This window comes from Streptomyces sp. NPDC090021 (assembly GCF_044748225.1).
In the GTDB taxonomy this organism is placed as follows: domain Bacteria; phylum Actinomycetota; class Actinomycetes; order Streptomycetales; family Streptomycetaceae; genus Streptomyces.
This window is the reverse complement of record NZ_JBIVFO010000022.1, coordinates 1-26,768: the sequence shown is the minus strand read 5'-3', so window position 1 is coordinate 26,768 and position 26,768 is coordinate 1. Positions and strand designations below refer to the sequence as shown.

General features: G+C 73.0%; 23 protein-coding genes and 2 pseudogenes. 13 read left to right on the top strand and 12 right to left on the bottom strand.

From position 1 onward, the window contains the following. The first annotated feature begins 259 nt into the window (after positions 1-259). From ACIPXC_RS19085 to ACIPXC_RS19075, 3 genes are all read left to right on the top strand, one after another. Positions 260-739, top strand: coding sequence for a ricin-type beta-trefoil lectin domain protein (locus tag ACIPXC_RS19085; protein ID WP_401619281.1), 480 nt, complete (start codon positions 260-262; stop codon positions 737-739). Positions 740-890: 151 nt separating this feature from the next. Then, positions 891-1,172: a hypothetical protein gene (locus ACIPXC_RS19080; RefSeq protein WP_401619279.1), complete on the top strand. Its 282-nt coding sequence runs from the start codon at positions 891-893 to the stop codon at positions 1,170-1,172. Next, on the top strand, positions 1,136-1,426 hold the full coding sequence (locus ACIPXC_RS19075) for a hypothetical protein (RefSeq protein WP_401619276.1): 291 nt from the start codon (positions 1,136-1,138) through the stop codon (positions 1,424-1,426). The genes ACIPXC_RS19080 and ACIPXC_RS19075 overlap by 37 nt, the downstream gene beginning before the upstream one ends. Before the next feature lie 58 nt (positions 1,427-1,484). On the opposite strand, the gene ACIPXC_RS19070 is transcribed toward ACIPXC_RS19075, so the two are convergent. Continuing rightward, positions 1,485-3,860, bottom strand: coding sequence for a phosphoketolase (locus tag ACIPXC_RS19070; RefSeq protein ID WP_401619274.1), 2,376 nt, complete (start codon positions 3,858-3,860; stop codon positions 1,485-1,487). A 262-nt stretch (positions 3,861-4,122) separates the two neighbouring features. Between ACIPXC_RS19070 and ACIPXC_RS19065 the strand changes: the two genes are divergently transcribed. Beyond that, positions 4,123-5,016, top strand: coding sequence for a universal stress protein (locus ACIPXC_RS19065; protein WP_401619271.1), 894 nt, complete (start codon positions 4,123-4,125; stop codon positions 5,014-5,016). A 26-nt stretch (positions 5,017-5,042) separates the two neighbouring features. Here the strand turns inward: ACIPXC_RS19065 and ACIPXC_RS19060 are convergent, their stop codons facing one another. Then, positions 5,043-5,777: a response regulator gene (locus ACIPXC_RS19060; protein ID WP_401619268.1), complete on the bottom strand. Its 735-nt coding sequence runs from the start codon at positions 5,775-5,777 to the stop codon at positions 5,043-5,045. Between the two features lie 266 nt (positions 5,778-6,043). On the opposite strand from ACIPXC_RS19060, the gene ACIPXC_RS19055 reads away from it, so the two are divergent. Beyond that, positions 6,044-6,370 (top strand): STAS domain-containing protein, encoded by a 327-nt coding sequence (locus ACIPXC_RS19055; RefSeq protein ID WP_401619265.1) that lies wholly within the window; start codon positions 6,044-6,046, stop codon positions 6,368-6,370. Positions 6,371-6,496: 126 nt separating this feature from the next. Then, positions 6,497-6,964 carry a pyridoxamine 5'-phosphate oxidase family protein gene (locus ACIPXC_RS19050; RefSeq protein WP_401619263.1) on the top strand — a complete coding sequence of 156 codons (468 nt, stop codon included), beginning with the start codon at positions 6,497-6,499 and terminating at the stop codon, positions 6,962-6,964. 68 nt (positions 6,965-7,032) lie between these two features. Here ACIPXC_RS19050 and ACIPXC_RS19045 read toward each other — a convergent pair whose 3' ends face one another. The 3 genes and pseudogenes from ACIPXC_RS19045 to ACIPXC_RS19035 all read right to left on the bottom strand — a co-directional run bounded on the left by ACIPXC_RS19045 (position 7,033) and on the right by ACIPXC_RS19035 (position 11,575). After that, a complete protein-coding gene (locus ACIPXC_RS19045; RefSeq protein WP_401619260.1) occupies positions 7,033-8,796 on the bottom strand; it encodes a GAF domain-containing protein in 1,764 nt (587 codons plus the stop codon). A gap of 142 nt (positions 8,797-8,938) precedes the next feature. After that, positions 8,939-9,196 (bottom strand): annotated as a pseudogene (locus tag ACIPXC_RS19040) (aldo/keto reductase); the annotation flags it as partial. Positions 9,197-9,367: 171 nt separating this feature from the next. Further along, complete coding sequence (locus tag ACIPXC_RS19035; RefSeq protein WP_401619257.1) at positions 9,368-11,575, bottom strand: endonuclease; 2,208 nt, start codon at positions 11,573-11,575, stop codon at positions 9,368-9,370. Between the two features lie 462 nt (positions 11,576-12,037). On the opposite strand from ACIPXC_RS19035, the gene ACIPXC_RS19030 reads away from it, so the two are divergent. Beyond that, positions 12,038-12,730 (top strand): N-acetylmuramoyl-L-alanine amidase, encoded by a 693-nt coding sequence (locus ACIPXC_RS19030; RefSeq protein WP_401619255.1) that lies wholly within the window; start codon positions 12,038-12,040, stop codon positions 12,728-12,730. Between the two features lie 16 nt (positions 12,731-12,746). Here the strand turns inward: ACIPXC_RS19030 and ACIPXC_RS19025 are convergent, their stop codons facing one another. From ACIPXC_RS19025 to ACIPXC_RS19005, 5 genes are all read right to left on the bottom strand, one after another. Continuing rightward, positions 12,747-14,243 (bottom strand): M1 family metallopeptidase, encoded by a 1,497-nt coding sequence (locus ACIPXC_RS19025; RefSeq protein WP_401619252.1) that lies wholly within the window; start codon positions 14,241-14,243, stop codon positions 12,747-12,749. A gap of 318 nt (positions 14,244-14,561) precedes the next feature. Next, positions 14,562-15,572 carry a DUF5914 domain-containing protein gene (locus ACIPXC_RS19020; protein WP_401619249.1) on the bottom strand — a complete coding sequence of 337 codons (1,011 nt, stop codon included), beginning with the start codon at positions 15,570-15,572 and terminating at the stop codon, positions 14,562-14,564. Further along, positions 15,569-16,579 carry a phytoene/squalene synthase family protein gene (locus tag ACIPXC_RS19015; RefSeq protein ID WP_401619246.1) on the bottom strand — a complete coding sequence of 337 codons (1,011 nt, stop codon included), beginning with the start codon at positions 16,577-16,579 and terminating at the stop codon, positions 15,569-15,571. Before ACIPXC_RS19015 ends, ACIPXC_RS19020 begins: the two co-directional genes overlap by 4 nt. Further along, positions 16,576-18,096, bottom strand: coding sequence for a phytoene desaturase (locus ACIPXC_RS19010; protein WP_401619243.1), 1,521 nt, complete (start codon positions 18,094-18,096; stop codon positions 16,576-16,578). Before ACIPXC_RS19010 ends, ACIPXC_RS19015 begins: the two co-directional genes overlap by 4 nt. Continuing rightward, complete coding sequence (locus tag ACIPXC_RS19005) at positions 18,093-19,445, bottom strand: polyprenyl synthetase family protein (RefSeq protein WP_401619240.1); 1,353 nt, start codon at positions 19,443-19,445, stop codon at positions 18,093-18,095. The genes ACIPXC_RS19010 and ACIPXC_RS19005 overlap by 4 nt, the downstream gene beginning before the upstream one ends. A 231-nt stretch (positions 19,446-19,676) precedes the next feature. Between ACIPXC_RS19005 and ACIPXC_RS19000 the strand changes: the two genes are divergently transcribed. From ACIPXC_RS19000 to ACIPXC_RS18975, 6 genes and pseudogenes are all read left to right on the top strand, one after another. After that, positions 19,677-20,858 carry a lycopene cyclase family protein gene (locus ACIPXC_RS19000; RefSeq protein ID WP_401619237.1) on the top strand — a complete coding sequence of 394 codons (1,182 nt, stop codon included), beginning with the start codon at positions 19,677-19,679 and terminating at the stop codon, positions 20,856-20,858. A 36-nt stretch (positions 20,859-20,894) separates the two neighbouring features. Continuing rightward, on the top strand, positions 20,895-21,614 hold the full coding sequence (locus tag ACIPXC_RS18995; RefSeq protein WP_401619234.1) for a class I SAM-dependent methyltransferase: 720 nt from the start codon (positions 20,895-20,897) through the stop codon (positions 21,612-21,614). Continuing rightward, on the top strand, positions 21,611-23,176 hold the full coding sequence (locus ACIPXC_RS18990; RefSeq protein ID WP_401619231.1) for an FAD-dependent oxidoreductase: 1,566 nt from the start codon (positions 21,611-21,613) through the stop codon (positions 23,174-23,176). Before ACIPXC_RS18995 ends, ACIPXC_RS18990 begins: the two co-directional genes overlap by 4 nt. Positions 23,177-23,355: 179 nt before the next feature. After that, positions 23,356-23,544 (top strand): annotated as a pseudogene (locus ACIPXC_RS18985) (helix-turn-helix domain-containing protein); the annotation flags it as partial. Between the two features lie 101 nt (positions 23,545-23,645). Continuing rightward, positions 23,646-24,404, top strand: a complete 759-nt coding sequence (locus ACIPXC_RS18980) for an SOS response-associated peptidase (protein WP_401619228.1) — start codon at positions 23,646-23,648, stop codon at positions 24,402-24,404. Positions 24,405-24,419: 15 nt separating this feature from the next. Continuing rightward, entirely contained in the window at positions 24,420-24,518 is a 99-nt protein-coding gene (locus ACIPXC_RS18975) for a zinc-binding dehydrogenase (protein ID WP_401619225.1), read from the top strand. On the opposite strand, the gene ACIPXC_RS18970 is transcribed toward ACIPXC_RS18975, so the two are convergent. Next, positions 24,513-25,553, bottom strand: coding sequence for an endonuclease/exonuclease/phosphatase family protein (locus ACIPXC_RS18970; RefSeq protein WP_401619222.1), 1,041 nt, complete (start codon positions 25,551-25,553; stop codon positions 24,513-24,515). The genes ACIPXC_RS18975 and ACIPXC_RS18970 overlap by 6 nt on opposite strands. Before the next feature lie 414 nt (positions 25,554-25,967). Continuing rightward, positions 25,968-26,645: a hypothetical protein gene (locus tag ACIPXC_RS18965; RefSeq protein WP_401619219.1), complete on the bottom strand. Its 678-nt coding sequence runs from the start codon at positions 26,643-26,645 to the stop codon at positions 25,968-25,970. Positions 26,646-26,768: the final 123 nt, after the last annotated feature.

Sequence of the window (26,768 nt, the reverse complement as noted above, 5' to 3'; positions counted from 1 at the left end):
GGTGAATCGGGTGCCTCTCGGGGTCGGGTGGATCGCGCCCGGGCGGTCCTCCATCTCGTTTCGGCCATTCTCCAAAGGCGTGCGACAGGTGGCGTTCTACGGTGAATCGTTTCTCGGAGATCATCGGATGTTCCGGTGACTGCGTGTTCCGAGTGAATGAGTTGTCGAACTTTATCGACGGTCCTGTGAATGCTGGTACTCATTCTCTTGCGCTCGCATTCGAGCCGAATATCCCCGCATCGAGAATGGAATCCGCACCATGGGAATCGCCCTCCGCAAGACCGTCGCCCTCGCCGCGCTGGCCGTGACCGCCTCCCTCCTGCCGGTCGGTCAGGCAGGCGCGACGAGCGCCACCCAGCAGGGCGCGCGCGTCCCCGGCCGGTACTGTCTCGCGAACGCCTGGGAGACCCCGAGCATCTCGACCAAGCCGTGTGACGCCGTGGACCGGGGCCAGCACTGGACCGTCTCCGGCCAGCAGATCTCCCTCACCAACGCGCGCGCCTACTGCCTCGCCAACACCTGGAACACCGCGCAGGTCTCGGTGAAGCCGTGCGACCCCAACGACCAGGGGCAGTACTGGAACGTCTCCGGCCAGCAGATCTCCCTCGCCTTCGCCCCGGCCTACTGCTTCGCCAATGCCTGGGAGACCCCGAACGTGTCCACCAAGCCGTGCGACCGCGCCGACCGCGGGCAGAGCTGGGCGGTCTTCAACGACCAGATCAGCCTCGGACTCGCCTGATCCCCACTGCCGTGCCCAGGACGCAGGCGCCGGTCCTGGGCACGGCAGCCAGGCTGTACGGCAGCCAGGTGGCACGGCAGCCAGGCGCCGCGGCAGCCAGGCGCCGCGGCGTCCGGCGCGGTGGCCGATGCAGACGGCGTAGGCTCGCCTCATGGACGAGGACGCCGAGACCCTGGCCCTGCTGCGTGCTCTGGACCGGCTGCCGGGACCCGACCACCTGGAGTACCCCCACGGGTTCGACTACGAGGCGGCCAGGGCGCGGGCGACGCGGCTGGGAGACCGGCTGACCCACGACTTCGGCAGCACGTGGGGACTCGACGAAGGGATCCAGGACGCCAGTTACTCCTTCCTGCTCCGCCTCCCGGCCGAGCGACCGGGGCCGGTGTGCCCGTGGCCGTGCGGCTCAGCAACTTCGGTGACCTGGCGGTGGTGACCACCCCTCGGCCCGACAGCCATGGGGATCTGGACGATGCGGTTCGGGAGGGTGCGCTCACCGCGGCGGACCGGAGCCGGATCGAGGCCGCCCTCACCGATCTCGGCTACACACCGGTCCCCGCGCGACCGCTCCACCGCCCCTACGACGGCGTGACCTGGCTCGCCGACGAACCCGAAGGGGCCCTCTACGCCGGCTACGGCCCGCACGGGGGCCGTGTGACGTGGTGGATCCGCTACTTCGAGCACCTGTGACAGCGCCGCCCGTCCGGCCGAGCGGACTGTGCCGTCGCGTGCTGGAGGCGGCCCCTGATCAGTACGGCCAGGACCAGTTCGCGACCTCGGGGAGGTCCGTGCCGTGTTCGCGGATCCAGGCGTGGTGGCGGACGCGCTGGTCGGCCATCGACCGGCGCAGCCACTCGGCACGGCCCGTCAGGCCGGGGACGCGGTCGATGACGTCCATGACCAGGCGGTAGCGGTCCATGTCGTTGCGGACCACCATGTCGAACGGGGTCGTGGTGGTGCCGGACTCCTTGTACCCGCGCACGTGCAGCCGGGCGTGGCCGCTGCGGCGGTAGGCGAGGCGGTGCACCAGCCACGGGTAGCCGTGGTAGGCGAAGATCACCGGCCGGTCCGTCGTGAACAGGGCGTCGTACTCGTCGTCCGTCATGCCGTGCGGGTGTTCCCCCTGAGGCATCAGGCGGGCGATGTCGACCACGTTGACGACACGCACGGCCAGCGAGGGGAGGTGCTCGCGGAGCAGGGACGCGGCGGCCAGCACTTCCATGGTGGGGACGTCGCCGGCGCAGGCGAGGACGACATCGGGCTCGCGGGAGCCGTCGTCGGTCCCAGCCCATCGCCATGTGCCGGCACCGCGCGCCACGTGTGCGCGCGCCTCATCGACCCCGAGCCAGTCGAAGCAGGGCTGCTTGCCGGCGACGACCACGTTCACCCGGTCGCGGCTGCGCAGGGCGTGGTCGGCCACGGCGAGGAGGGTGTTGGCGTCCGGCGGCAGATAGACCCGGACGACCTCGGGGCTCTTGTTGAGCACGTGGTCGACGAAGCCCGGGTCCTGGTGCGAGAAGCCGTTGTTGTCCTGGCGCCACACGTGCGAGGTGAGCAGGTAGTTGAGCGAGGCGATCGGCTCGCGCCAGGACAGTTCACGCGAGGTCTTCAGCCACTTGATGTGCTGGCCGGCCATGGAGCCGACGATGTGCGCGAAGGCCTCGTAGGTGGAGAACAGGCCGTGGCGGCCGGTGAGGAGGTAGCCCTCCAGCCAGCCCTGGCAGACGTGTTCGGAGAGGATCTCCATCACCCTGCCGTCGCGTGACAGGTTCCGGTCGGTGGCTTCGGTGATGCCCTGCCAGGCCTTGCCGGTGGCCCCGTACAGGTCGTCCAGCCGGTTGGAGGCGGTCTCGTCCGGTCCGACGACCCGGAAGTCCCTCCGTCCGGCCGTGTCCCGCATGACCTGCGCGAGGAAGTGCCCGAGGACGCGGGTCGGTTCGTGCAGCGTGCGCCCCGGTTTGTCGACCGGGACGGCGTGCGCGTCGAGCGCGGGCAGGGGGAGCGGCTGGAGCAGCCGGCCCCCGTTCGCATACGGCACGGCGCCCAGCCGGCGGTCGCCCTCCGGGACACAGGCCAGGACCTGGGCCACCGGGCGGCCATCGGCACCGAAGAGTTCCTCCGGCCGGTACGAACGCAGCCAGTCCTCCAGCTGCTTCAGGTGCGCCGGATTCTCGCGCACCCCGGCGAGCGGGACCTGGTGGGAACGCCACGTGCCCTCGACCGGGTCGCCGTCGACGCTCGCGGGCCCCGTCCAGCCCTTCGGCGTGCGCAGCACGATCATCGGCCAGCGGGGGTACTCCCGGCCGGCGCCGGAGCCGGCGCCCGCCGCCCGCGCCCCGCGCTGGACGGCGGCGATGCGGTCCAGCGCGTGGTCCATCGCGCGTGCCATGGCCTGGTGCACCTGGGCGGGGTCGCTGCCGGTGACGTACAGCGGCTCGTGGCCGTAGCCGCGCAGCAGCGCGTCGAGCTCGGCCTCGGGGATCCGGGACAGCACCGTCGGGTTGGCGATCTTGTATCCGTTGAGGTGCAGGATCGGCAGGACCGCGCCGTCGTGGACCGGGTCGAGGAACTTGTTCGCGTGCCAGGACGCGGCCAGCGGCCCGGTCTCCGCCTCGCCGTCGCCGATGACGCAGGCGACCAGCAGGCCGGGATGGTCGAAGGCCGCTCCGTAGGCGTGGGCGAGGGCGTATCCGAGTTCCCCGCCCTCGTGGATGGACCCGGGCGTCTCCGGGGCCACATGGCTCGGCACGCCGCCGGGGAAGGAGAACTGCCGGAACAGCGCCGCCATGCCGCCCGCGTCGCGCGTCACCTCCGGGTAGCACTCGCTGTACGTCCCCTCCAGCCAGGAGTTCGCCAGCACCGCCGGGCCGCCGTGCCCCGGACCCCAGACGCACAGGGCCTCCGGTGAACGCTCCTTGATCACGCGGTTGAGGTGGGTGTACACCAGGTTCAGGCCCGGAGAAGTGCCCCAGTGGCCGAGCAGCCGCGGCTTGACATGCTCCGGCCGCAGCGGCTCGGTCAGCAGCGGATTGGCCATGAGGTAGATCTGGCCCACCGCCAGGTAGTTGGCGGCGCGCCAGTGGGCGTCCAGCTCCGAGACGGAGTGCGCGGTCAGCGCGGTCATGTCCCCTCCAGAGGGTGAGGGCGATCGAGCGGGCGAAGGTGAGGGACGTGCGTCGACTGGGCCGATGCCGACACAGTGCGCGCCGCCCGGGTGCGCCCGGGAGGGGAGGACCGGCCCTGAGGGAGGGACGGTCGGCCCTTTCGCGCACCTGCCCGGCCCGGGGAAGGTGAATCCCGGTGGCGCCCGGTCCTTCCCCCGGCCGGCGCCACCCGTTCCGGCCATCGACCCCGATGCCTCGCGCATCAGTACGGAGGACAGCATCGTGAAGCGCACCCTCGTCGTCGGCGTGGACGGCTCCCCCGAGAGCCGGGCCGCGGCCGACTGGGCCGCAGAGGAAGCCGTATGCCGCGACCTGCACGTACATCTGGTCCACGCCTGGCTGTGGCAGCCGCTGGCCGTCCCGGTCGTCCAGGACCGCGACGTCGAGGCACGCCGCGCCCAGGAGATCCTGGACGAGACGCGGGCGGAGCTCACCCGACGCCACCCGCGGCTCTCCCTCACCGCCGAAGTGGTGCCGGACGTCCCCGTGCCGGCCCTGCTGCGCGCCGCCGAGGGCGCGGAGATGCTGGTGCTCGGCACGCGCGGGCAGAGCGCTCTCGCGGGCTTCCTGCTGGGCTCCTACGGACAGCAGCTGATCGCCTCCGCCGAGTGCCCCGTGGTCTCCGTGCGCGCACGGGACGGCATGACTCCGCCCGGGGGCGCCGGGGGCGAGGCGGCCGCCGGGGGCGAGGTGGTCGTCGGCCAGCAGGGCAGCGCGGAGGACTGCGCCGACGTACTGCGCTTCGCCTTCGAGGCGGCCGCGGCCCGCAGGGCACCACTGCGCGCGGTCCGCGCCTGGAGCCTGCCCCCGGTCTACGCCTACAGCCCCGGGTCGATGTGGATCGCCGAGCAGCTCGGCGGGCTGGAACCCTTCGAGAAGGCCGCACTGGAGGAGTCGCTGGAGCCGTGGAAGGCGAAGTATCCCGAGGTGGAGGTCGTCGCGCAGGTGGAACAGGGCAGCGCCGGGCATGTGCTGCTGTCCGCCGCGTCGGACGCTCGACTGCTCGTCGTCGGCCGCCGGATCCGGGAGTCGGCACTGGGACCGCGTACCGGATCGGTGGCCCATGCGGTGCTGCACCACTCGACCTGCCCCGTCGCCGTGGTACCGCACCACTGAACCGCCGGCGGCCTCCGTACCGGCCGCTATCCCCGGGACGAGGTCGGGGAGGGGGCCGGGGAGGGGGCCGGGTGCCGGCCCCCGGGCGGGGTCAGGGCGTGGCTGGCGATCACGGCGGCCTGGACCCGCCGCTCCACACCGAGCTTGACGAACAGCCGCGAAATGTTGTTCTTGACGGTCTTCTCCGCCAGGTAGAGCCGCTTGCCGATCTCCCGGTTGGTGAGCCCCTCGCTGACCATGAGGAGGATCTCCTTCTCCCGATCGGTGAAGCCGGGAAGCCCCGGGACCTGCTCCTCCTGGGGCACATCCCCCCGCATGCGGGCCATCAGCCGGCTGGTGGCCCCGGCATCGAGCATCGACTGGCCCGAGGCCACCGTCCGTACGGCGGTCACCAGGTCGGTGCCGGTGATCTGCTTCAGGACGTAGCCGGAGGCCCCCGCCATCACGGCGTCCAGCAGCGCTTCCTCGTCGTCGAACGACGTGAGCATCAGGCAGGCCAGTTCGGGCATCCGGGAGCGCAGCTCACGGCACACGCTCACCCCGTCGCCGTCCTGGAGCCGCACGTCCAGGACCGCGACCTGGGGACGCAGCGCAGGAATGCGGATCAGTGCCTGTTCCGCCGTACCCGCCTCCCCGATCACGGTCAGATCGGGCTCGGCGTCCAACAGGTCGTGCACGCCCCGGCGCACGACCTCGTGGTCGTCGAGCAGGAAGACCCGGATGGGCTCCGCCGCGGGGGAGGGGGCACTACTGCCGGTCATGAAGCAACTCCTTCGCCTTGGTTCGTCCCTTGACGCACGAACAACGGCATCCTGCCCGCCGGGCGGGGCGAACGGACAGGGCCGATCGGCCCTGATCGGACGGGGAGCCTCGCTGCGGCTGGACCGGTCGGCCCCTGCGAAGAGGGACCTTCGGCCCTGTCCGGAGGGACGGCCGGGCCTTCTCCGGCGGCCTCGCCGGGGGATGGACTGGGGGCGGACGGGGAACGGCGCGACTCCACAGAGCCGCACGCAGCGGGGAGGACGCCATGACGAGCGCCTTGATCGAACTGAGGACCGTGGCACGGGACGACCACGGTCTGCGCATGTCCCTGGCCGGAGAGCTGGACTTCCACACGGCCGAACAAGTGGGGCCTCGCCTGCGCGAACTCGCCGGATCCGGCCACCGCACCATCGTCCTGGACATGCGCGGCCTCTCCTTCTGCGACAGCGCGGGCATAGACCTCCTCACCTGCTTCAACCGCCACTGCCGGGCGGCCGGCACGCGGCTCCTCCTGTGCGACGTACCGCTCCGCGTCATCAAACCCATGCGCGTGCTCGCCGCCGACCGGGAACTGAAGTTCGTCGTCTCGTGAGCGCGGGGACGCCTCGGTGCGGGGCACGGAAGGGACCGTTCGGCCCTGTTCGCGGCGGCGGAGCGGGAGGGAGGCTGGAACGTCGGAAACCGTAGGACCGAGTGGGGCCGGATGAAGGTACGGATCATGGATCAGGAAGGCGAACGGCGGCCCGCAGGCCGGACCGGTGGCGCGATGTCGGCCCGCCAAATGCGGGAGGTGGACAGGGCCGAGGCCCTGAGGCTCCTCGCCACCGTGTCGCTGGGACGCATCGTCTTCACGCAGCACGCACTGCCCGCCGTCCGGCCGGTGAACCACCTCGTCGAGGGCGAGGACATCATCATCCGGATCCACGAGGGCGGAGCGCTGGCCTCGCTGGCGGCACCCGCCGACGTCCCGGGCGTGGTGGTGGCGTACGAAGCGGATGCCATCGACCCCGACACCCACCTCGGGTGGAGCGTCGTCGTCACCGGCTACGCGCGAGCGGTGGTCGAAGCCGAGGAGACCGACCGGTACGAGGACCTGCTGCGCCCCTGGGTGGGCCGGCCGATGACCGGCACGCTGCGGATCCGCCCGGATCTCGTCACGGGTTTCCGGCTGGAGGCGGCACCGTAGCCGGTCGGCCGGTCGGCCGGTCGGCCGGCGGGCCAGCCAGCCGCGGCGCGACCCTCCTGCCGGTTTCCTCAGCCGTCGCGGGGGAGCGGGGCCCGCCACACGAGGCGGCTGCCGCCCTCCTCGGGAGTCTCGACGCTGAAGCTCCCGCCCACGACCTGTGCCCGCTCCTCAAGGTTGCGCAGACCGCTCCTGCGCCCCTGCGCCGGAATGCCCGTGCCGTTGTCCGAGACGGTCAGCGCGATCTCGCCCCCCACGGCCCTGAGGTTTACGTCGACGCGGGTCGCCCGCGCGTGACGGGCCGCGTTGCTGAGGAGCTCCCCGAGCACCGCGACCACGTGGTCGGCGATCTGCGCTGGGACGCCGGTGTCCAGGAGCCCTTCCATGGTCAGCCGCGGCGGGTGGCCCAGGGCGGTGGCGGCGTAGCCGACGGCCCGGGCGGTGCGTGCCCGCAGCCCGGGACCGCTTTCGCGGTCCTTGGTGCGGAGGCCGAAGATCGTCGATCGGATGATCTTGATGGTCTCGTCCAGGTCGTCGACCGCCCGGCCGACCCGTTCGGCAGCACCCTCGTGCTCCACGAGCCGGGCGGCGCTCTGCAGGGTCATGCCGGTGGCGAAGAGCCGCTGGATGGCCAGGTCGTGCAGGTCGCGGGCGATCCTGTCGCGTTCCTCCAGCAGAGCTATCTGCTCGGCGTCCCGACGCCGCTCCGCCAGCTCCAGCGCGATGGCGGCCTGGCCCGCGAAGGCGACGAGAGGCTCCAGTTCGCCCTCACCGAACGCGGGCTCCCCCGCGGACCGCGAGAGGAGCAGGACGCCCCGGCCCCCGCCGCCCGCGGTGCCCAGCGGCACCGCCACGGCCGGTCCCGTAACATCCCGTCCGGCTCCGTCCCGTCCGGCTCCGTCCCCTCCCGCTCCGTCCCTTCCGACTCCGTCCTCTCCGGCTCCGTTCCGTTCCCGCACCGGAGCGCCGGTCGCGCAGCGCCCGTCGTCCGAGACCTGCAAGGCCGTCACCGGCCTGCCCGCCCGGTGCGCGGCTCCGGAGAGCGTGCCGTCGAAGGGGACGACGAGGCCCTGCCACGCGGCTCCGCCCGCGCCCGCCACGTACTCGACGACCAGACCGTCGACGCCGTCCACCGGGACCGCGATGTGCGCGAGCCGTGCCGCGGTGATCTCCTGGGCGCGGCGGGCGATCAGCTCCAGCACCTCCGGGCGCGAACTCCCGGACAGCAGACTTTCGGTGATCTCCGCATTGGCACGCAGCCAGCGCTGCTGCCGCTGCGAACCCTCGTAGAGCCGCGCGTTGTCGATTGCCACACCCGCTGCCACCGAGAGGGTGGAGATCACCGTCTCGTCCTCGGTGTCGAAGTCGACACCACCCCGCTTGTCGGTCAGATAGAGGTTTCCGAACACCTCGTCGCGGACCCGGATCGGCACCCCGAGGAACGTGCGCATGGGCGGGTGATGCGCCGGAAAACCGTGGGAGGACGGATGTGCCCCGAGGTCGGTCAGGCGCAGGGGCTCCGGATGGTGGATGACCTCGCCGAGCAGACCGTGGCCGGCCGGCAGCGGGCCGATGGCCGCGATCTCCTCGTCGCTGAGCCCCACGGTCAGGAACTGCGCGAGGGTCCGCCCGTCGGGGCCGATCACGCCCAGGGCGCCGTACTCGGCGTCCACCAGCAGTGCGGCCGCCTCCACGATACGCCGGAGCACCTGGGCGAGATCCAGCTCCCGCCCGACCGACACGACGGCCTCCAGCAGGCTGTGCACCCGGTCCCGGGTGCCGCGCACCTCGTCGATGCGCACCTGCAGCTCGTCCAGCAGTTCGTCCAGCCGCATCCTCGGCACCTGCGTCAACTGATCCCCCACACCCACTCGATTCTTCCCCTGAGCCGCCCGCCCGAAGGCCGGCCCAGGGCCAGACTATCCAGGCCGGAGGGCGGGACCGTGACGCCACCGTGGGCGCGGCCAGGGCTTCGAGACGGTCGAGCTGTGCCCGGCTCGGCCGGAGGCCGGCCGCGGCGACGTTCTCCGCGAGGTGGGAGAGCGAGGCCGTGCCGGGGATCGGCACCATGACGGGGGAGCGGGTGAGCGGCCAGGCGAGGAGGAGCTGCGGTGTCGTGGCACCGGGTTCGGCGGCGACGGCGGCGAGTTCCGCGGCCCTGCCCGGCGTTGCCGCGCCGACGGGACGCCAGGGCAGGAAGGCGATCCCCGCGGCCTCGTGCCCTGGGTCCGCCACCTGGTCACCGACGGCTGTGGGCCAACGGCCAGACCCTCTTCCTCAACGGCGGCTACACCACCCGCTGACCACCACCACCCGCTGACCGCCACGGCCCGCGGTGTGCGGCACCACCATCCCGGTGCCCCGCACCGCCGGCCGCGCAGGGCGGCACCGGACGGGATCGTCGGCTCAGGTCCAGGCACCTGCGAAGTCGATCTCCGCGGCCCACTCCGGGTGGTCTATCAGCGGATTGCGGTTGCCTTGCATCTCGGCTATCGCCGCGTTGCGGTGCTGTTCGTAGACGTCCACCGAATGGTCCCTGTGCCAGGTCAGCAGCATCTCGAGCCCGGAACGCTGGAGTTCGCGCGCCTCGTCGCCGATCCTGCCGGGGTAGCGGAGCAGGAAGTAGAGCGTCGCCCTGGCGACCGGCCCCTTGCCCTCCGAGGGCTCGAACTTCCCCGGGTCCCGGCGCCCGCAGTCGTGCATCACGGCCTCCTGGAAATCCGGGAAGTCGAAGTAGGGGATGTTCCCCCGGAAGCTGTTGCACGTCGACTCGCAGGCGAAGAGATGGTGCAGGTCTCCGCGCATCGGCTCCTTCTTCGCGAACCAGGACTGCGGCACGACGTGTTCGCAGTTGAAGGGCAGCGAAGCCTCCAGGAGATCCAGCTCGGCTTCGACGGCATCCGGGCCGGGTGAGCCCTCGTGGAGCATGAACTCCTGCCAGCGTCCTGTCCGGGCGGCCTCCACCGCCGCGTCCGCCTCCATGAGTTCCTGTGGAGTGAAGCCCCTGCCCGAATAGATGCCGTGCAGCTTCTCGTCGGGGTGCAGGTCCACCCATGGGTAGAGCAGCCGCATCGGTTTGTACGCGGGCCGGCGCTCGTGGGTGGACTCCAGGCGTTCGGTGAGCGCGAGACGCAGGCCGATGGGGTCGCCGGGGTGAATGCCCGCGTAGTAGGCGTCGCGTGCCATCAGGTCCGCGGCCTCGTCGTAGTAGGGGCGGTCTCTGAAGGCCGCGAGGTTGACCATGGCGGCCGCCAGGTCCCGCTCGGCGGGCGACTGGCCGTCGATACGGCCGATTCCGGCCGGCACGGGTACTGCGGCGGGCGATTCGGCCCGGGGCCGAAGGGCGTCGGCCCCGGCGTACGCGTCGAGGCTGATGCTGATGCGCAGGGGGAGGCTCCAGCTGACCGATCCCGTCGTGGTGTGCTGCTCAGCGCTCCCGTCCCTCGTCACGCTCTGCGGCGCGGCGCCGTTCGTCCGACCAGCCAGGACCGTCGGGACTGCCGGGACTGCCGGGACCGTCGGAGGTGAGACGTCCACGGCATGCAGGGAGGAACCGGACGCGAACAGTTCCGCGCGGAGCGCCGCGGCGGTGCCGGACAGAGGGAACTGCTGGATCGCGCCGAGGATGCGGCTGACCCGCACGCCCTCATTGGCCACCCAGTCCACGCGGTGTTCACCCATGCTCGGATTCCAGCGGGTTCCGTCGACGGCCAGCACGTTGCCGTCGCGGTCCCTGCGGGGAGCACCGGCGTGGTGCAGGGCCACGACCTCCCACTGGTCGTTGAACACCGGAGCCCCAGAGGAGCCGCGCGCCGTGTCGGCCGAGTAGTGCACGAAGTCGTCCAGCACGTCCACGATCCGGTTGTCCCGGAGGGCGAGCTGCTTGGGCTCGCCGTTGGGGTGCTGGATGATGTTGACGAGTTCCCCGATGACGGCCTTGCCCTGCGCCTCCTTGAGCGGCAGCCTGCCGAAAGCCGCCAGCGGCTGACCGTCCCGGGAGCGGTCGGAGACCGCCACCACGGTGAAATCGAGATCACGGTGGGTGACGAAGAAGCGGTACGGATCGAGCGTGAACTCGACCGGAACGAGCGGCTGCCCGTCCAGGCCCGCCTGGAAGTTGAACTCGATCACTCCGGCAGCCGCCTCCTGGGCGGAGCCCAGTACGTGATGGTTCGTCATCAGCAGGGAGGGGGCCACCAGGAAACCGGTTCCGTGGTGGGACGATCCGGGACTTCGGACGGTTATCCGGCCGATCGAGCGGGCGGCGAGGAAGCCGCCTTCGAGGTAGTCGATTCCGATGAGATCGTTGCGGCCCATGAACCGTTCAAGCGTCAACAGGTCGGTGCCGACCAGTCCGCGGTCCAGATCCAGGCTGGTCCCGGTCGTGGCGGTCGCCGGTGTCCGCTCGATCGCCGTGGCCATCGCCCAGTCGACGCCCAGCCGCTTCAGCCTGCTGTTGACCCGATCCGGGGTGTCGGTGTACAGGATGCCCTGCTGCTGGAGCGCCGCCATACGGCCGCCACGTTCCCCGGTACGGCTCGCGTAGCGCCGACTGGCATCCTCCATCTGCTCCAGGAAACCCTTGTCAACGGGTGACAACTGCTCCACTGTCATTTCGGCTCGCCTCCTCGGCGGCAGCCTTCGTCTTCAGATGTCGGTCCCTCCCCGTCCCTCCCGTCCCTCCTCGTCCTCCCCTCGTTTTCAGTATGGGCGCAGGGCCTGCGTGACGCGCCCAGCCGGACTCGGGGGAGGTGCACAGTGGTTGCCGCGTCAATTTCCCGTCGCGTGTTTCCGCGTCGTCGGGGAGGAGGCGCTGCCCGGGAACGTCGCGGTCAGGGACCGGCCGGTCGATTCGGCGAGCGCGGACCCCTGGGTACCGGGCGAGTGGAGTAGCGCGCTCCGGCGGGGACGCGGCCGGTCAGCGCGAGGGCGTGCGCCGAGTGGTGGAGGACCGGTTGCCGCGGTGTGGGCACTGGTGAAGCATCAGGCTACGGGACGTGCCGCCCCCGCATCGTCATTGCGGGATGCGCGGCGCGTCGTCCTCTGCCTGCCTGCTCGACCTGACGAGGAGTGGCCATGGAAGACAGCCCGCTGAGTCGTCGACGGCTGCTGTGGGGTGCCGCCGGCACGGCGGGTACGGCTCTGGCCGCGGTCGGGCTGCCCCAGCTGATCAGACCCGAGGAGGGGGCGGAACCTGCGCTGCCGCGCCCCGGGCGCAAGGCTGCCGTCGCCGCAGGGCCGCCTGCGGCACCGCGAACGGATCCCTCGGTGGACTACGCCCCTGCCGTCTGGGTCGAAGCGTCCGAGTCCAACTACACGGCCTCCGACCGCCCCGAGGCGTACCCCATCGAATACGTCGTCATCCACCTGACGACGGACACCCTGCCGGTCATGTTCGCCAGGTTCAAGGACGACGCCGAGAGGGTGTCCGCGCACTACATGATCAGCGCAACCGGCACGCGGATCGCCCAGTGCGTGCGCGAGCGCGACGTGGCCTGGCACTCGGGCAGCGTCTGGTACAACTACCGGAGCATCGGCATCGAGCACGAAGGCTGGACCGATCAGCCCGTTTACACCGACGGGATGTACGAGGCGTCCGCTGTCCTCACGGCCACGATCTGCGCGAAGTACGACGTGCCGGTCGACCGGGACCACATCCTGGGCCACGTCGAGGTCCCGCTGTCCACGCACGACGACCCCGGGACCGTGTGGGACTGGGACAAGTACATGAACCTCGTCGGGACCGCGCGCCGGCGCATCAGGACCTGACACCGCGTCCACCCCGTCACGCGGGCTTGCCGTGCCCGTGGAGCCACGAGTCCCAGATCGAGTCGAGGTCCCGGCCGGCCCTCGCCTCGACGTACGCGGTGAAGTCGTCCGTGGAGGCGTGGCCGTGCCGGTGGCGCAGGGTCCAGCCCCGCACCAGGGAGCGGAAGGCCTCGTCGCCCAGGGCCTGGCGGATCTTGTGGATCACCATCGCGCCGCGCACGTACACCGGCTGGCCGGAGATGTCCGCAGCGCTCGGCGGATCGGCGGGCGGGAAGTCCCACTCGTCGTCGTCCGCGGCCTTGGCGTGGTTCCGGTCGAAGTGGTCCTGGGCGCTGGCCCCGTCGTGGTCCTCGGTCCAGAGCCATTCCGCGTAGGTCGCGAAACCCTCGTTGAGCCACATGTCCCGCCAGGTCCGCGGGGTGACGGAGTTGCCGAACCACTGGTGGGACAGTTCGTGCACCACGTTGATGGTGTGGAAGATGCCGGCCGGGACGGTCGGCCTGGTCTGGGTCTCCAGGGCGTAGGGCACGTCGGCCGCCTGATCGACGATCAGCCCGGCGGCGCTGAAGGGGTAGGGGCCGAACCTCTCCTCGGCCCACTCCATGATCTCGGGGAACCGGGCGAGGACCGCTGCGTCCTCCTCGTCCATGTCCGCGGTCGTGTCGATCGCCGACACGACCGGGACGCCCGATCGGGTCCGGGAGGTCCTGATGTCGTAGCTGCCGATGGCCACCGTCGCCACATGGCTGGCCATGGGCTCGGCCTGGTGCCAGTGGAAGGTGGTGCGGTCGCCGCTGCTGCGCCGGGCGCGCAGCTGCCCGTTGGAGATCGCCTGCACCCCCTTCGGAACGGTGACGGTGATGTCGTAGGAGGCCTTGTCCGAGGGGTGATGACTGCCGGGGAACCAGGACATCGAGCCCGTCGGCTCGCCGAACGCGACCGCTCCGTTGGCCGTCCTCAACCAGCCCTCGCGCCACCCGTGGTCATGGGTGATCGACTCCGGCGTGCCGGTGTAGCGCACGACGCTGCGGAAGGCGGCGCCCTTCCTGAGGTGATGGCGCGGCTGCAGGGTCAGCTCCTGTCCGTCCTGGCGGACCTGCGCCGTGCCGCCGTCGACCGTGGCACCCAGCACCTCCATGCCGAGGAGGTCGAGATTGAAGGCGCTGAGGTCCGCGGTGGCCTTCGCCGTGATCTCCGCGGTGCCCTTGAGACGGCCGCTGCCGGGGTCGTAGTCCAGGGCCAGGGCGTAGTGCGTGACGTCGTAGCCGCCGTTGCCGAGCTGGGGGAAGTAGGGGTCTCCGGCGCCTGCGGCACCGGGGCGCCCGCCCCGGAACACCGTGCCGGACGCCTCCGTCCGGGCGCTGCCCCCGCCTCCGGGAGCGCCCGCCCTCGCTTCCGCGCCGGAGCCGGCCCTCGCCCCGCTGCTGCCGCGGCCGCCGGACTCCGAGCATGCGGGGAGAGCGGCGAGCAGGCCCGCGAGGGCGAAGGCGGTCAGACGTCCGGAGGTCTTCACACAGCCGATCATGACCCAGCACGCGAGCGCTCCGACCCCGCCACGCCGTGCCCATGACCCCTCCGGCGCCGGCGGCGCAGGCAGGGCGGATTCCCACGCGAGCCGGTACCCGCGCCCTCGGTGACGCCGACGGGGCCGACGGCTCCCGTCGCCGCCGGAGAACCCGCGCCCGGCCCCCGGGCCGCCGACGGGGAACCCGCCCGGCGAGCCGACGTACCGCCGGCGGCGGCCGGGTGCCACGACGTGAACGTCGGCCGGCGCCGGCCCCGGTCCGCACCCCCGACCTGCATCGGCCGCGAGCTGCTGCAGCCGTTGCGCTCATCCCGGGAACCGGCCCGTGGAGCGCAGGTGCCAGCGGCGCTCGGCATAGGCCAGGTCGTCCCGCCACAGTCGGGCCGCTGCGGTACGCATCATCGGACGGAGGACCGGTGCGGCCCAGCGGGCGAACGCGAACCCCGGCCTGTCGGACGCGGCCACCACGGCCTCGGTCACTGCCGTGCGCGGACGACCTCGCTCGTCCGGGCCGAGGGGCGTCGCGTGCGTCTCCACCACCGAGCCCGCGCCTTCCCCCTCGGTGATGTGCATGACGACAGTCCGTGGCTCGGGAGCGGTGAAGACGGCCTGCACCGGTACGACCAGGCGCCCGGCGACCTTGAAGGAGACATCGACGGTGAAGCAGTCCTCGGTGCCGGTACCGTCGGGCCGGCCGACGACCGTGAGGTCGACGAAGGAGTAGGGGTGGAACCAGGCCCCGTGCCACGGATCCAGCCGATTGGCCACGACGTCCTCGGGCTCGCAACGTCCGGTGCCCTCGTACACCGCGGTCACCCCGCGAGTGAGAGCCGGCCGGGCCGGTACGACGGGGGCGTCCAGGGGCTCCTCCCCTCCTGACCCGTCGAGCCGCACCCACAGCAGGATGCCGTCGTCGAAGGCCGGCAACGGCTCCCAGCCCGCGAACGAGGTGCCGTCGAGGGCGAGGCCGTGCCAATGGCACACCAGGGTTCCGCACCGGACCGGGCTGTCGGCCAACGGCGCTCCGAGGTGGGGGCAGACTCCGGGTCCGGCGTGGAGGCGGCCGCCGGCACCGCGCCACAGTACGACCTCATGGCCGGCAATGGTGCGGGCCACGGGGCGGCCGTCGCCCAGCGCTGAGGACGCACCCACGACGTACCAGTTACCGGACGGCCGGGCCTGCGCCCGTTTCAGCGCCTCTGCGATCAGGCCGGGCCTGGCGTCGCGCCAGGTCGGCTGCTGCCGGTCCCACGGGACGGGCCGGCGGCGCAGCGAAAGGGGCAGACGCCTACGCCGTGCCGACCGTTCGGGATTCATACGACCTCCTCGGGAACCGGCCGGGCCGGGTCGGCGGGCGGCGGCTGCGGCGATGTGGCGGGCGCGGGGTGCCGGCGGCGGCGCAGCCTGATCGCCGCCACCCGGACCAGCGCACCCGTCGCGACCGCCGCACGCCTGCGGCGCGACACCACGGCGCGCCGGTGCAACACGGCATGCCCGTCGCGCGCGACGGCGTCCAGGATGCTGCCGTACAGGACGTACGCGGTGCGGATGCACGGCCGCGACGCCGGGTCGAGCATGGCCAGACCAGGCCGTGCCTCCTGGTAGACGCCGCGGGTGAGCGTCTCGAACTCCCTCAGGGCGGCCAGCACGCGGCGGTCCTGGCGGCCCGTGTTCCGGCACCAGTGCAGCAGCTCCCGCTCGACGCCGTGCCCGGCCAGCAGGTCCTCCGGCAGGTACACCCGCCCGCGGTCGAGGTCCTCGCCGACGTCCCGCAGGAAGTTGGTGAGCTGGAAGGCGACCCCGAGGGCCGCCGCGTGCGGCGCGGCCTCCTCCCTCGGCACCACCGTGCCCAGCACCGGCAGCATCTGCAGGCCGATCACGGCTGCCGAACCGTGCATGTAGCCGCACAGTTCGGCGTAGCTGGGGTACGCCGTCACCAGCAGGTCGGACCGCATGGCGGTCATGAAGTCCTGGAAGAGACGGTGATCGATGCAGTACCGGCGAGCGGTGTCGGCCAGGGCCGTCACCACCGGTTCGCCGCCCTCACCCCGGCGCAGCCCGTCGTCCAGCTGCCGTTGCAGCGCCGCCAGCCGCGCACGACGCAGGCCGTCGTCCGTGCCGGGAGCCGTCACGTCGACGATGTCGTCGGCCCACCTGGCGAACCCGTACAGGGCGTGCACGGCGGGCCGGCGCTCGACGGGGAGGAGCCGGGTGGCCAGGAAGTACGTCTTTCCGTGCGCGGCATTCAGGTCGCGGCAGCGGCGGTAGGCCGCGCGCAGCGCCGGATCGGTGATGCCGGCCGCGTCGAGTTCGCGCCGCGTCATCGGGTGGCCCCGGTGGAGCGCGCGGAGGCGCGGCGGGAGCCGCCGGTGATCCGGGCCGCCGCCAGCTTCCCCGACACCAGGGCGGTGGGCACGCCCACGCCTGGGGTGGTGCCGCAGCCGGCCAGGACGGCGTTCGCCGTACCGCGGATCAGGTTGCGCGGCCGGAACGGCCCTGTCTGCAGGAAGGTGTGGGCGGCGGAGAAGGGGGTGCCCGCCGTATGCCCCTGGCCGGCCCAGTCGGCCGGGGTGACGAGGCATTCGTCCTCGATGGCGGCCTCGATGCCGTCGAGGCCGCGCTGTTCCAGCTCGCGCAGCAGGGTGTCGCGGTAGCGGGGGCCGAGCTCGGCCCAGGCGGTTCCTGTTGGGCCGATCTCGGTGTTGGGGCAGGGGGCGAGGATGTAGTGCAGATGTCGGCCCGGTGGCGCGAGGGAGGGGTCGGTGGCCGTGGGCCGGGTGATGAGGAGGGACGGATCACTCATCAGCCGTCCCTGCCGGGTGAGTTCGTCGAACGTGTTCCGCCAGGCGGCACCGAACGAGATCGTGTGGTGGGCCAGTTGCGGCCAGGTGCGGTCCGTGCCCGCGTGCAGCACGACCGCGGAGGGGGAGTACCGCAACCTCACCGGCCTGCGCGGCCGGTGGCCGAGGAGTCGGTAGCTGACGGGCAGGTCCGGGGTGAGGACGACCGCGTCGCAGGGGATGCGGTCCTTCGCGGTGACGACGGCGGTGATCCGCGCGCCGGAGCGTTCCAGACCGGTCACCGGCTCGCCCGACCGCAGCTCGGCGCCCGCGTCGCGGGCGGCGTCCGCCATGGCCTGCGGCAGGGCGTGCATGCCGCCGCGCGGGAAGTACACCCCGGCCACCGTGTCCATGTAGGCGATGACGGCGTAGGCGGCGAGGGCTCGGGCCGGCGGCACGCCCGCGTACAGGGCCTGGAAGGAGAAGACCCGCTGCAGCCGCTCGTCTTTCAGGAAGCCGGCGATGCGCCGGTCCAGGCGCCCGAAACCGCCGAGCGCCGCCAGCCGGGCGAGGTCACCGGTCAGCAGGTCCAGCGGCGAGTCGAAGTTCGCGTCGATGAAGCGGCGCATCTGTACCCGGTAGAGCTGCTCCAGCCAGGCGCGCAGCCGCCGGTAGCCCGCCGCCTCACCGGCTCCGGCGAACCGTTCGACCGCTGCGGCCATCGCTTCGCCGTCGGTGTGCACGTCCAGGGTGCTGCCGTCGGCGAAGGACGCCCGGTAGGCCGGGTGCAGCGGGATCAGCTCCACCCGTCGGTGCAGGCTGTCGCCGACCGCCGCGAAGGCTTCATCGGCGAGGTCGGGCATGGTCAGCACGGTCGGGCCGGTGTCGATCCGGTATCCGCCGCGCAGAAGGCGCCCTGCCCGCCCGCCGGGCGTCGCGTCCCGTTCGACCACGGTGACCCGGCGTCCGGCGCCCAGCAGGTGCAGAGCCGCGGACAGGCCGGCCAGGCCCGCACCGACGATCACCACGTGGTCCGTGCGACCGCTCACGGTACGGGTCATCGCCCGGCTCCTGACGCGCCGGAGCCGGCCGTGGTGTCAGCGGACGCGGTACGTGAGCGGGCGGGCGGGTCCTCGGCGGGGCGAGAAGTCAGCGCGGTCAGCAGCCCGCGCAGACGTTCCGCGGCGTCCGGGTCCAGCAGGGCGCCGTCGAAGTGTCGCATCGCCCGGGCCGACAGGCGTTCGATCTTCGCCTCGACCGCCGCCCGTGCGCCCGTCCGAACCAGTGCCTCCCGCACCTCGTCGAGGCCGTCGCGGGAAAGGCCCTCGTTCCCGAGGGCCCGTTCCAGCACCTCCAGGGCCGGCTGGTCCGCGGCGGCCCCGGCGCGTGCGACCGCCAGCGCGGCCAGGTAGGTCGGCTTTCCCTCCCGGATGTCCCCTCCGCAGCTCTTGCCGGTGTGCCGCGGGTCGCCGAAGACGTCTTCGAGGTCGTCGCGCAACTGGAAGGCCATGCCCACGCAGCGACCGGCCGAGCACAGCGCCCGTGTGGTCCGGGCGTCCGCGCCCGCCACCGCCGCACCCAGTGCCAAGGGCCGCTCGACCGAGTACAGGGCGCTCTTGAGGTGGGCGGCGCGCAGCGCCTGCTCCGTGGAACGGGACCTGGTCAGCTGGCCCTGGAGGTCGAGGAACTGACCTGCCACCATCTCGGTACGCATGTCGCTCCAGACCTCGCGCACGGTGGTCGCCGTCCATGGGTCGAGGGCTGTCTCCGCCACGGTGTCGTCCGCCCATACGAGGGCCAGGTCCCCGGCCAGGACCGCGACCGCCTCGCCGAACCGGGCGGCGCGAGCCGGCGATGCCCCTGCGCCGCAGCTGTCCCGCACGTCGGTGTGCAGGGCTGGACGGCCGCGCCGAAGCGCCGAACCGTCCATCACGTCGTCGTGGACCAGGGCACAGGTCTGGAGCAGTTCGAGCGCCGCACCGATGCGCAGGGCGGCCGAGGCCGTCGGCTCGTCGCCCCCGCCACAGGCGCGCATCGACCACCAGACGAACTGCGAGCGGGTGCGCTTGCCGCCCTCCCGGGTGAAGCGTGCGACGCGCTCGGCCAGTTCCCCGGCGAACTCGGCGTCCAGCACACCGGCCCGGGTGAGCCGGTCGGCGAGTACCCGCTCCAGCGCGTAGCCGATCGCGGAGGGCACGTCCGCGTCCACGGCCGCGAGGTCCACCGCCGACGCGGCGCCGTCCCGGGGCTGCGCGCCGTCCACGGAGTCCACGGAGTCCACAGCGTCCGCGGCGTCGACCGTCGCCCGGCCGGACCGACGGCGCCGCTGGGCGGACCCCGAGAGGGCCACCAGGCGGGGGAGGGGCGGCGGTGCGGCCGCGGGCTGGTCCTTCGCCTGGGTGCGACGCATCCGGGTTCCTCTCGTCGTGGTTCTCGACCGCCGTGGTGTCGATGGCTCGGCGCGTGTGTCTTCGGTTCCTTCCCGTGATACGGATGCGGTGCGGGCCGGATACCCGAACGCGCGGGAATGCCATCGGGCGGATGCACCTGACCAGGTGAACCCGGCACGAGAGCGCATCCGATTCCCCGCCGCGGCGGGAAACCCCCGCGTGAACGCCGACCCGGGATGGAGGCAGCAGCCGTGCTGAAGGCGGACGTGGCGGTCATCGGGGCGGGCGCCGCCGGCTTGTCCCTGGCCCACCGGCTGAACGGACACGGCGCCGCGGCCCCGTCCGTCGTCCTCGTCGACGCCCCACCGGGTCCGCTGCGACCGGCCCCGCGCACCTGGTGCTTCTGGGAGCCCGGCCGCGGCCGCTTCGATGCCGCGGTGCGATCGCAATGGCTCCACCTGCGGGTACGGCCACCCGCCGGAGCCCCGATCGACGTGAACATCGCACCGCTGCGGTACAAGATGATCCGCTCCGACGACTTCGAGTCGCTGGTCACGCGGCACCTCGCCCTCAGCCCCAACGTCCGGCGCCTGGAAGCGACCGTGGAATCCGTGGAGGAGGCCCCGTCCGGCACGCGGGTGCTGATGACCCGGCCCGACGGCAGCCGCGATGTCCTCGGGGCCCGCTGGGTGTTCGACTCACGTCCTCCGGGCAGCCTCCCGGCTGCCCGAACCACCCTGCTGCAGCACTTCCACGGCTGGTTCCTCCGGACGGCCCGGCCCGTCTTCGACCCCGGCGCCGCGGAACTGATGGACTTCCGCACACCACAGCCCGCCGACGGGCTCTCCTTCGGCTACGTCCTGCCCACCGGCCCGCACGAAGCACTCGTCGAGTACACCGAGTTCTCCCGCGACGCCCTGACGAACAGCGGCTACGAGGCGGCGCTACAGCACTATGCCGCCGACGTCCTCGCCCTCGGCGACCTGGAGGTCCTCGCCACCGAGACGGGCCTGATCCCCATGACGGACGCCCCCATCCCGCGACGCACGGGAGCGTCGGTGTTCCGCATCGGTGCCGCCGGCGGCGCGACCCGCCCGTCCACCGGCTACACCTTCGCCGGACTCCAGCGCCAGACCCGGGCGGTCGCCGCCGCGCTGCGACAGGGCCGCGATCCGGTTCCCCCGGCAGCCCACTCCGTGCGGGCCCGCACCATGGACGCGGTGTTGCTACGGGCCCTGGACAGCGGCCGGGTCGACGGCCCGGACCTGTTCTGCCGACTCTTCGCCCGTGTTCCGCCGACCCGGCTCCTGCGCTTCCTCGACGGGCGCACGAACCTGCTAGAGGACCTGGCCGTCGGCCGCCACGCCCCGGTCGGCCCCATGCTGCGCACCGCCGTCGAGCTGCCCCGCCTGCCGCGCCGTCCCTTCCCCTGACCCTCGACCGGGCCACCACCGGACTCTGGAGACCGTATGACACTGCTGCGCGACGACGACCTCGCCGCCGCCTTCGACCACGCCTCCCGCACCTACGACGCCCTGGTCGCCGCGAACCCCGGCTACCACGCGCACCTCCGGCGCTCGGTGCGCCGCCTCGGCCTGGCCGCACCGGGGGAGGGGCTGCGGGTCCTGGACCTCGGCTGCGGCACCGGTGCCTCGACGGCAGCGATCCGGTCCGTCCTCCCGGCCGCACACATCACGGCCGTCGACGCGTCCGCCGGCATGCTGGCGAGGGCTGCCGCCAAACCGTGGGCGGGCGAGGTGCACTTCATCCATGCACCGGCCGAGCACCTGACGGACGCGGGCGTCCGCGGACCGTTCGACGCCGTCTTCGCCGCCTACCTCTTCCGCAACCTCACCGATCCCGACGCCGTCCTCCACACCGTCCGCAGCATGCTGAGGCCGGGCGGCCGGCTCGCCGCACACGAATACAGCCTCAGCGGACGGCGCACCGACCGCGCCGTGTGGACGCTGGTGTGCCGCGGCATCGTGCAGCCCGCCGCCACCCTGCTGGGGGACGGACCCCTCTACCGCCACCTGTGGGGCAGCGTCGTCCACTTCGACCCCACCGACCGGTTCGCCACCCGCATGCGCGACGCCGGCTTCGACCGAGTCCGAGCCCTGCCCCTGCCGGGCTGGCAGACAGGCATCACCCACACCTTCGTTGCCGCCCGCCCGGAAGGCCCCCGATGAGCGCCCCCACGCACCGGCGGACCGCGGCCCGACGGGGCAGAGACCGGCGAGCACGCATCCTGCCCGCCCGTCCAGGCGCCCGCCACGCACGGGGCCGCCACACCGCAGCCGTGATCGGCGGCGGGATCGCCGGCCTGGCCGCCGCCACCGCGCTCGCCGAACGGGGCGTGAAGGTGACGCTGTACGAGCGCGAGCCCTACCTCGGCGGCCGCGCGGGCGGATGGCCGACCCGCCTTCGCGACGGCAGCACCGTGACGATGAGCCGCGGCTTCCACGCCTTCTTCCGGCAGTACTACAACCTGCGGGGCCTGCTGCGCCGAACCGACCCCGCCCTGGCCCACCTCACCGGACTCCCCGACTACCCGCTGGTACACGCGGGCGGCCTCCGCGACAGCTTCCGGCACGTGCCACGCACCCCACCGTGGAGCGCACTGGGCTTCGTCACGCTCAGCCCCACCTTCCGCCTGCGGGACCTGCGCGCCATGAATCCGGTCCCGGCCCTGCCGCTGCTCGACGTCCGCGTTCCCGAGGTGTACCACCGGCTCGACGGCACCAGCGCCCACGACTTCCTTGAGGCCATCGGCTTTCCGGAACAGGCTCGACACCTTGCCTTCGAGGTCTTCTCCCGGAGCTTCTTCGCCGACCCGCGGCAGCTCTCCGCAGCCGAGATGGCGCTCATGTTCCACATCTACTTCCTGGGCTCCGCCGAAGGCCTGCTGTTCGACGTGCCCCGCTCGCCCTACCCGGCCGCCCTGTGGGCCCCCCTGGCCGCGTACCTGTCTCGGCACGGGGCCGAGGTACGCACCGCCAGCGCCGTCGACCACGTCGGACCCACCCCTTCCGGCGCGTTCGAGGTGACCGGGGCCGACGCGACGCTCCGGTACGACGCCGTGGTTCTCGCCCTGGACGCCAGGGGCCTGCGGTCGCTGGTCGCCCGGTCGGACAGGCTGGGCGACCGGGCATGGCGGGAGCGCGTGGCGCGCCTGCGCACGGCTCCGCCCTTCCTCGTCACCCGACTCTGGCTCGACCGGCCCGTCGCCCGCGACCGCCCCGGCTTCCTGGGCACCAGCGGCTTCGGCGGCCTCGACAACATCAGCGTGCTGGACCGCTGGGAAGACGAGGCCGCCCAGTGGGCGGCACGCAGCGGAGGATCCGTCGTGGAACTCCACGCCTACGCCGCCGACCGGTCCGTTCCGCAGAGCCACCAGGAGCAGCAACTCCTCGACCAGCTCCGCCGCGTGTACCCGGAAACCCGTGACGCCGAGGTCGTCGACGTCCGCCACGAATGGCGTGAGGACTGCCCGCTGTTCGCCGTGGGCGGGTACCGCGACCGTCCCGCCGTCCGTACCACCGACCCCGGGCTGGTCGTCGCCGGCGACGTCGTGCGTACCGACCTTCCCGTCGCGCTGATGGAACGGGCGGCCACGACCGGCTTCCAGGCCGCGAACGCCCTGCTCGAACGCTGGGGCCTCCACGGGCAGACCCTGTGGACGGTGCCGGACCGCGGTCGCGTCCCGGTACTGCGGAAGGCGGCCGCCTGGGCGGGACACCGAACCGGGTAGCCGGCGTCGCCCAGGTGCTCGTCCCGGTGCACAACGCGCTGTCCACGCGTGTGCGGCAGGTGTCGGCGGGGTGTTCCGGGAGCCTTCGGGGTGTCCGACGTGGCGGTGTGGTGGTCAGGTACACCAGGGGGTGCCTGAATGTGATGTCCCACCACATACGCCGTCGACCTGCGGGCTGGGGCGCGAGCCAGGCCAGGGCCGCCGAGGCCCTCCACGTGCACGTCAACACCGTGGTGCAGCGCCTGGACCGGACAGGCCGGCTGCTGGGCCGTGACTGGCAGCGACCGGAACGGGCCCTGGAGCTCCACCTCGCCCTGCGTGTCCACCGGATACAGCGGCCGGACGATTGCGCTCCGCCACCCGCGTAGCCCCCGTTCCGCCACCCGCGCAGCCTCCGTTCCGCCACCCGCCCGGCCCCGGTTCGCGGAGCAACCGGCCGAAGACGCGGGCAGGTGGCAGGGTGGAGGGCATGTGCGGCCGTTACGTCTCCACCCGTGGTCCCGAGGACCTCTCCGGCCTCTTCCGGACGGCTCCCCCGGATCCCGGGCACGTGCTGGAGCCCAGCTGGAACGTCGCCCCCACGGACGCGGTCTGGGCGGTGCTGGAGCGCGCCGACCGGGAGAGCGGGCTGCTGGAGCGCAGGCTGCGGCCCCTGCGCTGGGGTCTGGTGCCGTCGTGGTCGAAGAGCCCGTCCGGCGGCGCGAAGATGATCAATGCGCGGGTGGAGACGGTGCACGAGAAGCCCGCGTACCGGCGCGCTTTCGCCAGGCGTCGCTGCCTGCTGCCGGCGGACGGGTTCTACGAGTGGCAGGCCGTCCCGGCCTCCGCCGGCGTGAAGGCCCACAAGCAGCCGTACTTCATTCGGCCCGAGGACGGCGCGGTGATGGCGATGGCCGGGCTCTACGAGTTCTGGCGCGACCCCGGCGTAGCCGACGACGACGATCCGGCGGCGTGGTGGGCGACCTGCACGATCATCACCACCGAGGCGAGCGACGCGGCCGGCCGCGTCCACCCCCGCATGCCGCTCGCGCTGGCTCCGGCCGACTACGAGGCCTGGCTCGACCCGTCCCACCAGGACGCGGACGAGCTGCGCGCCCTGCTCGCGGCGCCCGGGGGCGGCCGGCTGGACGTCCGTGCCGTGTCGACCGCGGTCAACAGCGTGCGCAACAACGGGCCCGAGCTCCTCGACGGACCCGGGCCCGCCGATCCCGCACCGGCGGCGAAGTAAAGAAACATTGACACGATGGTCGTGGACCGGACCTACCCACTGGCCGAAGTGCCCGATGCCATCCGCCACCTGAGGAGCGGCCGGGTACGCGGCAAGATCGCGATCCGGCTATGAGCCGGCCGCGGGATCCCAGGTGATGCGGGCGGCCACCGGCAGGTGGTCGCTGCCCGTGGCGGGCAGCGTGCGGATCCCGCCGACGCTCGCCGAACGCACCAGGACCTGGTCAATCCGGGACACCGGGAACGACGCGGGCCAGCTGAGGGCGAACCCCCGCCGGGGAGCCTCCAGCCGCGAGGTCAGGGGAGCGAGCCCGCGGTCGTCCACGGTGCCGTTGAGGTCTCCGAGCAGGACCACCCGGTCCACCGGCTCGGCGGCGACGGCCGCGCCCAGCAGCAGCGCGCTCTCGTCCCGCAGCTGCGAGGCGAACCCGGACGGCCGGATGCGTACCGAGGGCAGGTGGGCGACATACGCGGCGATCTCGCCCTGAGGGGTCGCCACCCCGGCCCGCAGACCGCGGCTCCAGCCCTCCCCGATGCCCGCGGGCTTGATGTCCAGCCGCCGTACGCCCGTCAGCGGGTACGTCGACCAGAGACCGACCGTGCCCTCGACCGCGTGGTACGGATACCTCGACGCCAGGGCCGCCGCATAGACGGGCAGCGCCGAGGGCGTCAGTTCCTCCAGGGCGATGAGCTCCGGCGCGGCCCCCGCCAGGGCGGCCGCGGTGCCCGCCGGATCCGGGTTCTCGTCACTGACGTTGTGCTGGACGACCGTGAGGTGGTGGGGACCGCGCTCCTCGGGAAGGAGCAGACCGCCGAAGAGCCACACCCAGGTGAGCACGGGCAGCAGCAGGGCCACCAGGGCGACGGCCGACCTGCGTACCAGCGCCGCCACGAACAGCACCGGGATCACCAGGCCGAGCCAGGGCAGGAACGCCTCCAGCAGGCTTCCGAGGCGGCCCACCCCGTTGGGCACGGCGGAGTGGAACGCCGACGCGGCGGCGGTCAGCAGAGCGAGCGCGGCGAGGACGCGCCCGCGAGCAGCCCCGGTCGCCGCACGCCACCGGCCCGCGCCGCGCACGGCGGCGACCGCACCGCCGCCCGCACCGCCGGCCCCACCCTGGGCCGTCCCGCCGCCCGTCCGCCTCGCCACTGCCCCGCCCATCCGTCCCGGACCGTTCCCTCGCGCCCGATGGGCACGACGTCGCCCGCTACGACGCGTGATCCGCCGCCGGGGTTCCCGGCACGGGCCACAGGAAGCAGCGGCCGGGGGCGAGAGGACGGGGAGAGCCGCACGGGCGCAGCGGCGCTCGCTCGCGGCGGTTCCGGCCCCGGGCGAACCGCCGTTCGCCCGGGTGGACCTGGCGGCGGGCGGAGCGGGGGAACCGGTGCTCATGCAACCGGAGCCGGCTCATGGAGCCGGACCTGTTCCCCGGACTCGCCCCGCACGCAGCGGACCGGCTCGCCCTGGCCGTGGCGGCGGCGGGCCGTGAAGCCGCCGACCGGTAGCCGTTGCACGCGGACCGGGCCGGGCTGCGCGAGCCCGGCCCGATCCGCAGCCGACCGGCTACGACGTGCGGCACGCGCCGCGCATCCGGCGCCGGCGCAGCAGCAGGCCCACGCCCGCTCCGGCCAGCGCGGTCACCGCGACACCTGCCGTGGTCCACCAGACGGCGTCGCCGTCGGAGCCGGCCACCGCCTGCGCCGCGGAGGGCGCCGGAGCGGGGGACGCGGCGTCCGCGGTCGTCGCCGCGGTGGAACCGGACCCGGAGGCGGCGTCGGGAGTGGGGGCCGAGACAGCCGGAGTGCCGCCGGTGGCGGAGGTGGCACCACCGCCGGTGGTCCCCCCACCGGTGGCCGGGGCCGGGTCCACCACGGGTACACCGACCTCCAGTTCACCCTTCCCGAGTGCGGGGAACCCCACCTCGACGCTGACCTTCCACGTACCGGGCGGCAGGACCTCGGCGGTGGTCCAGCCGGCGGGCGCGGCCGCAGTGTCGCGGACCAGGCGCCAGGGACCCATCGTGCGGGAGCCGTCGACGCTGACCGCGTTCACGGTGGCGGCCACGGTCTCGTCGACGGCGTCCCCGTCGTTCTCCCAGGTGATGTCGGTGGTGACGTGGCCGGCGCGTTGTCCGGTCACCACCACCTTCAGGGTGTCTCCGTGGGCCTGGGCCGCAGCGGGGAGCAGGAACATGAGACCGAGTGCGGCCAGGGTGGCGGAGAGAGCGGTTCTTGTGCGCATCGTCGGGGTGCTCCGGTCGAGATGAGGGGGAACCGGGGGGGGGGGGGCCCCGGGGGGGCCCCCCCCCCCCCGCGGGCGCCCCCCCCCCCCCGGGGGGGCCCCCCCCCCCCCCCCGGGGCCGCC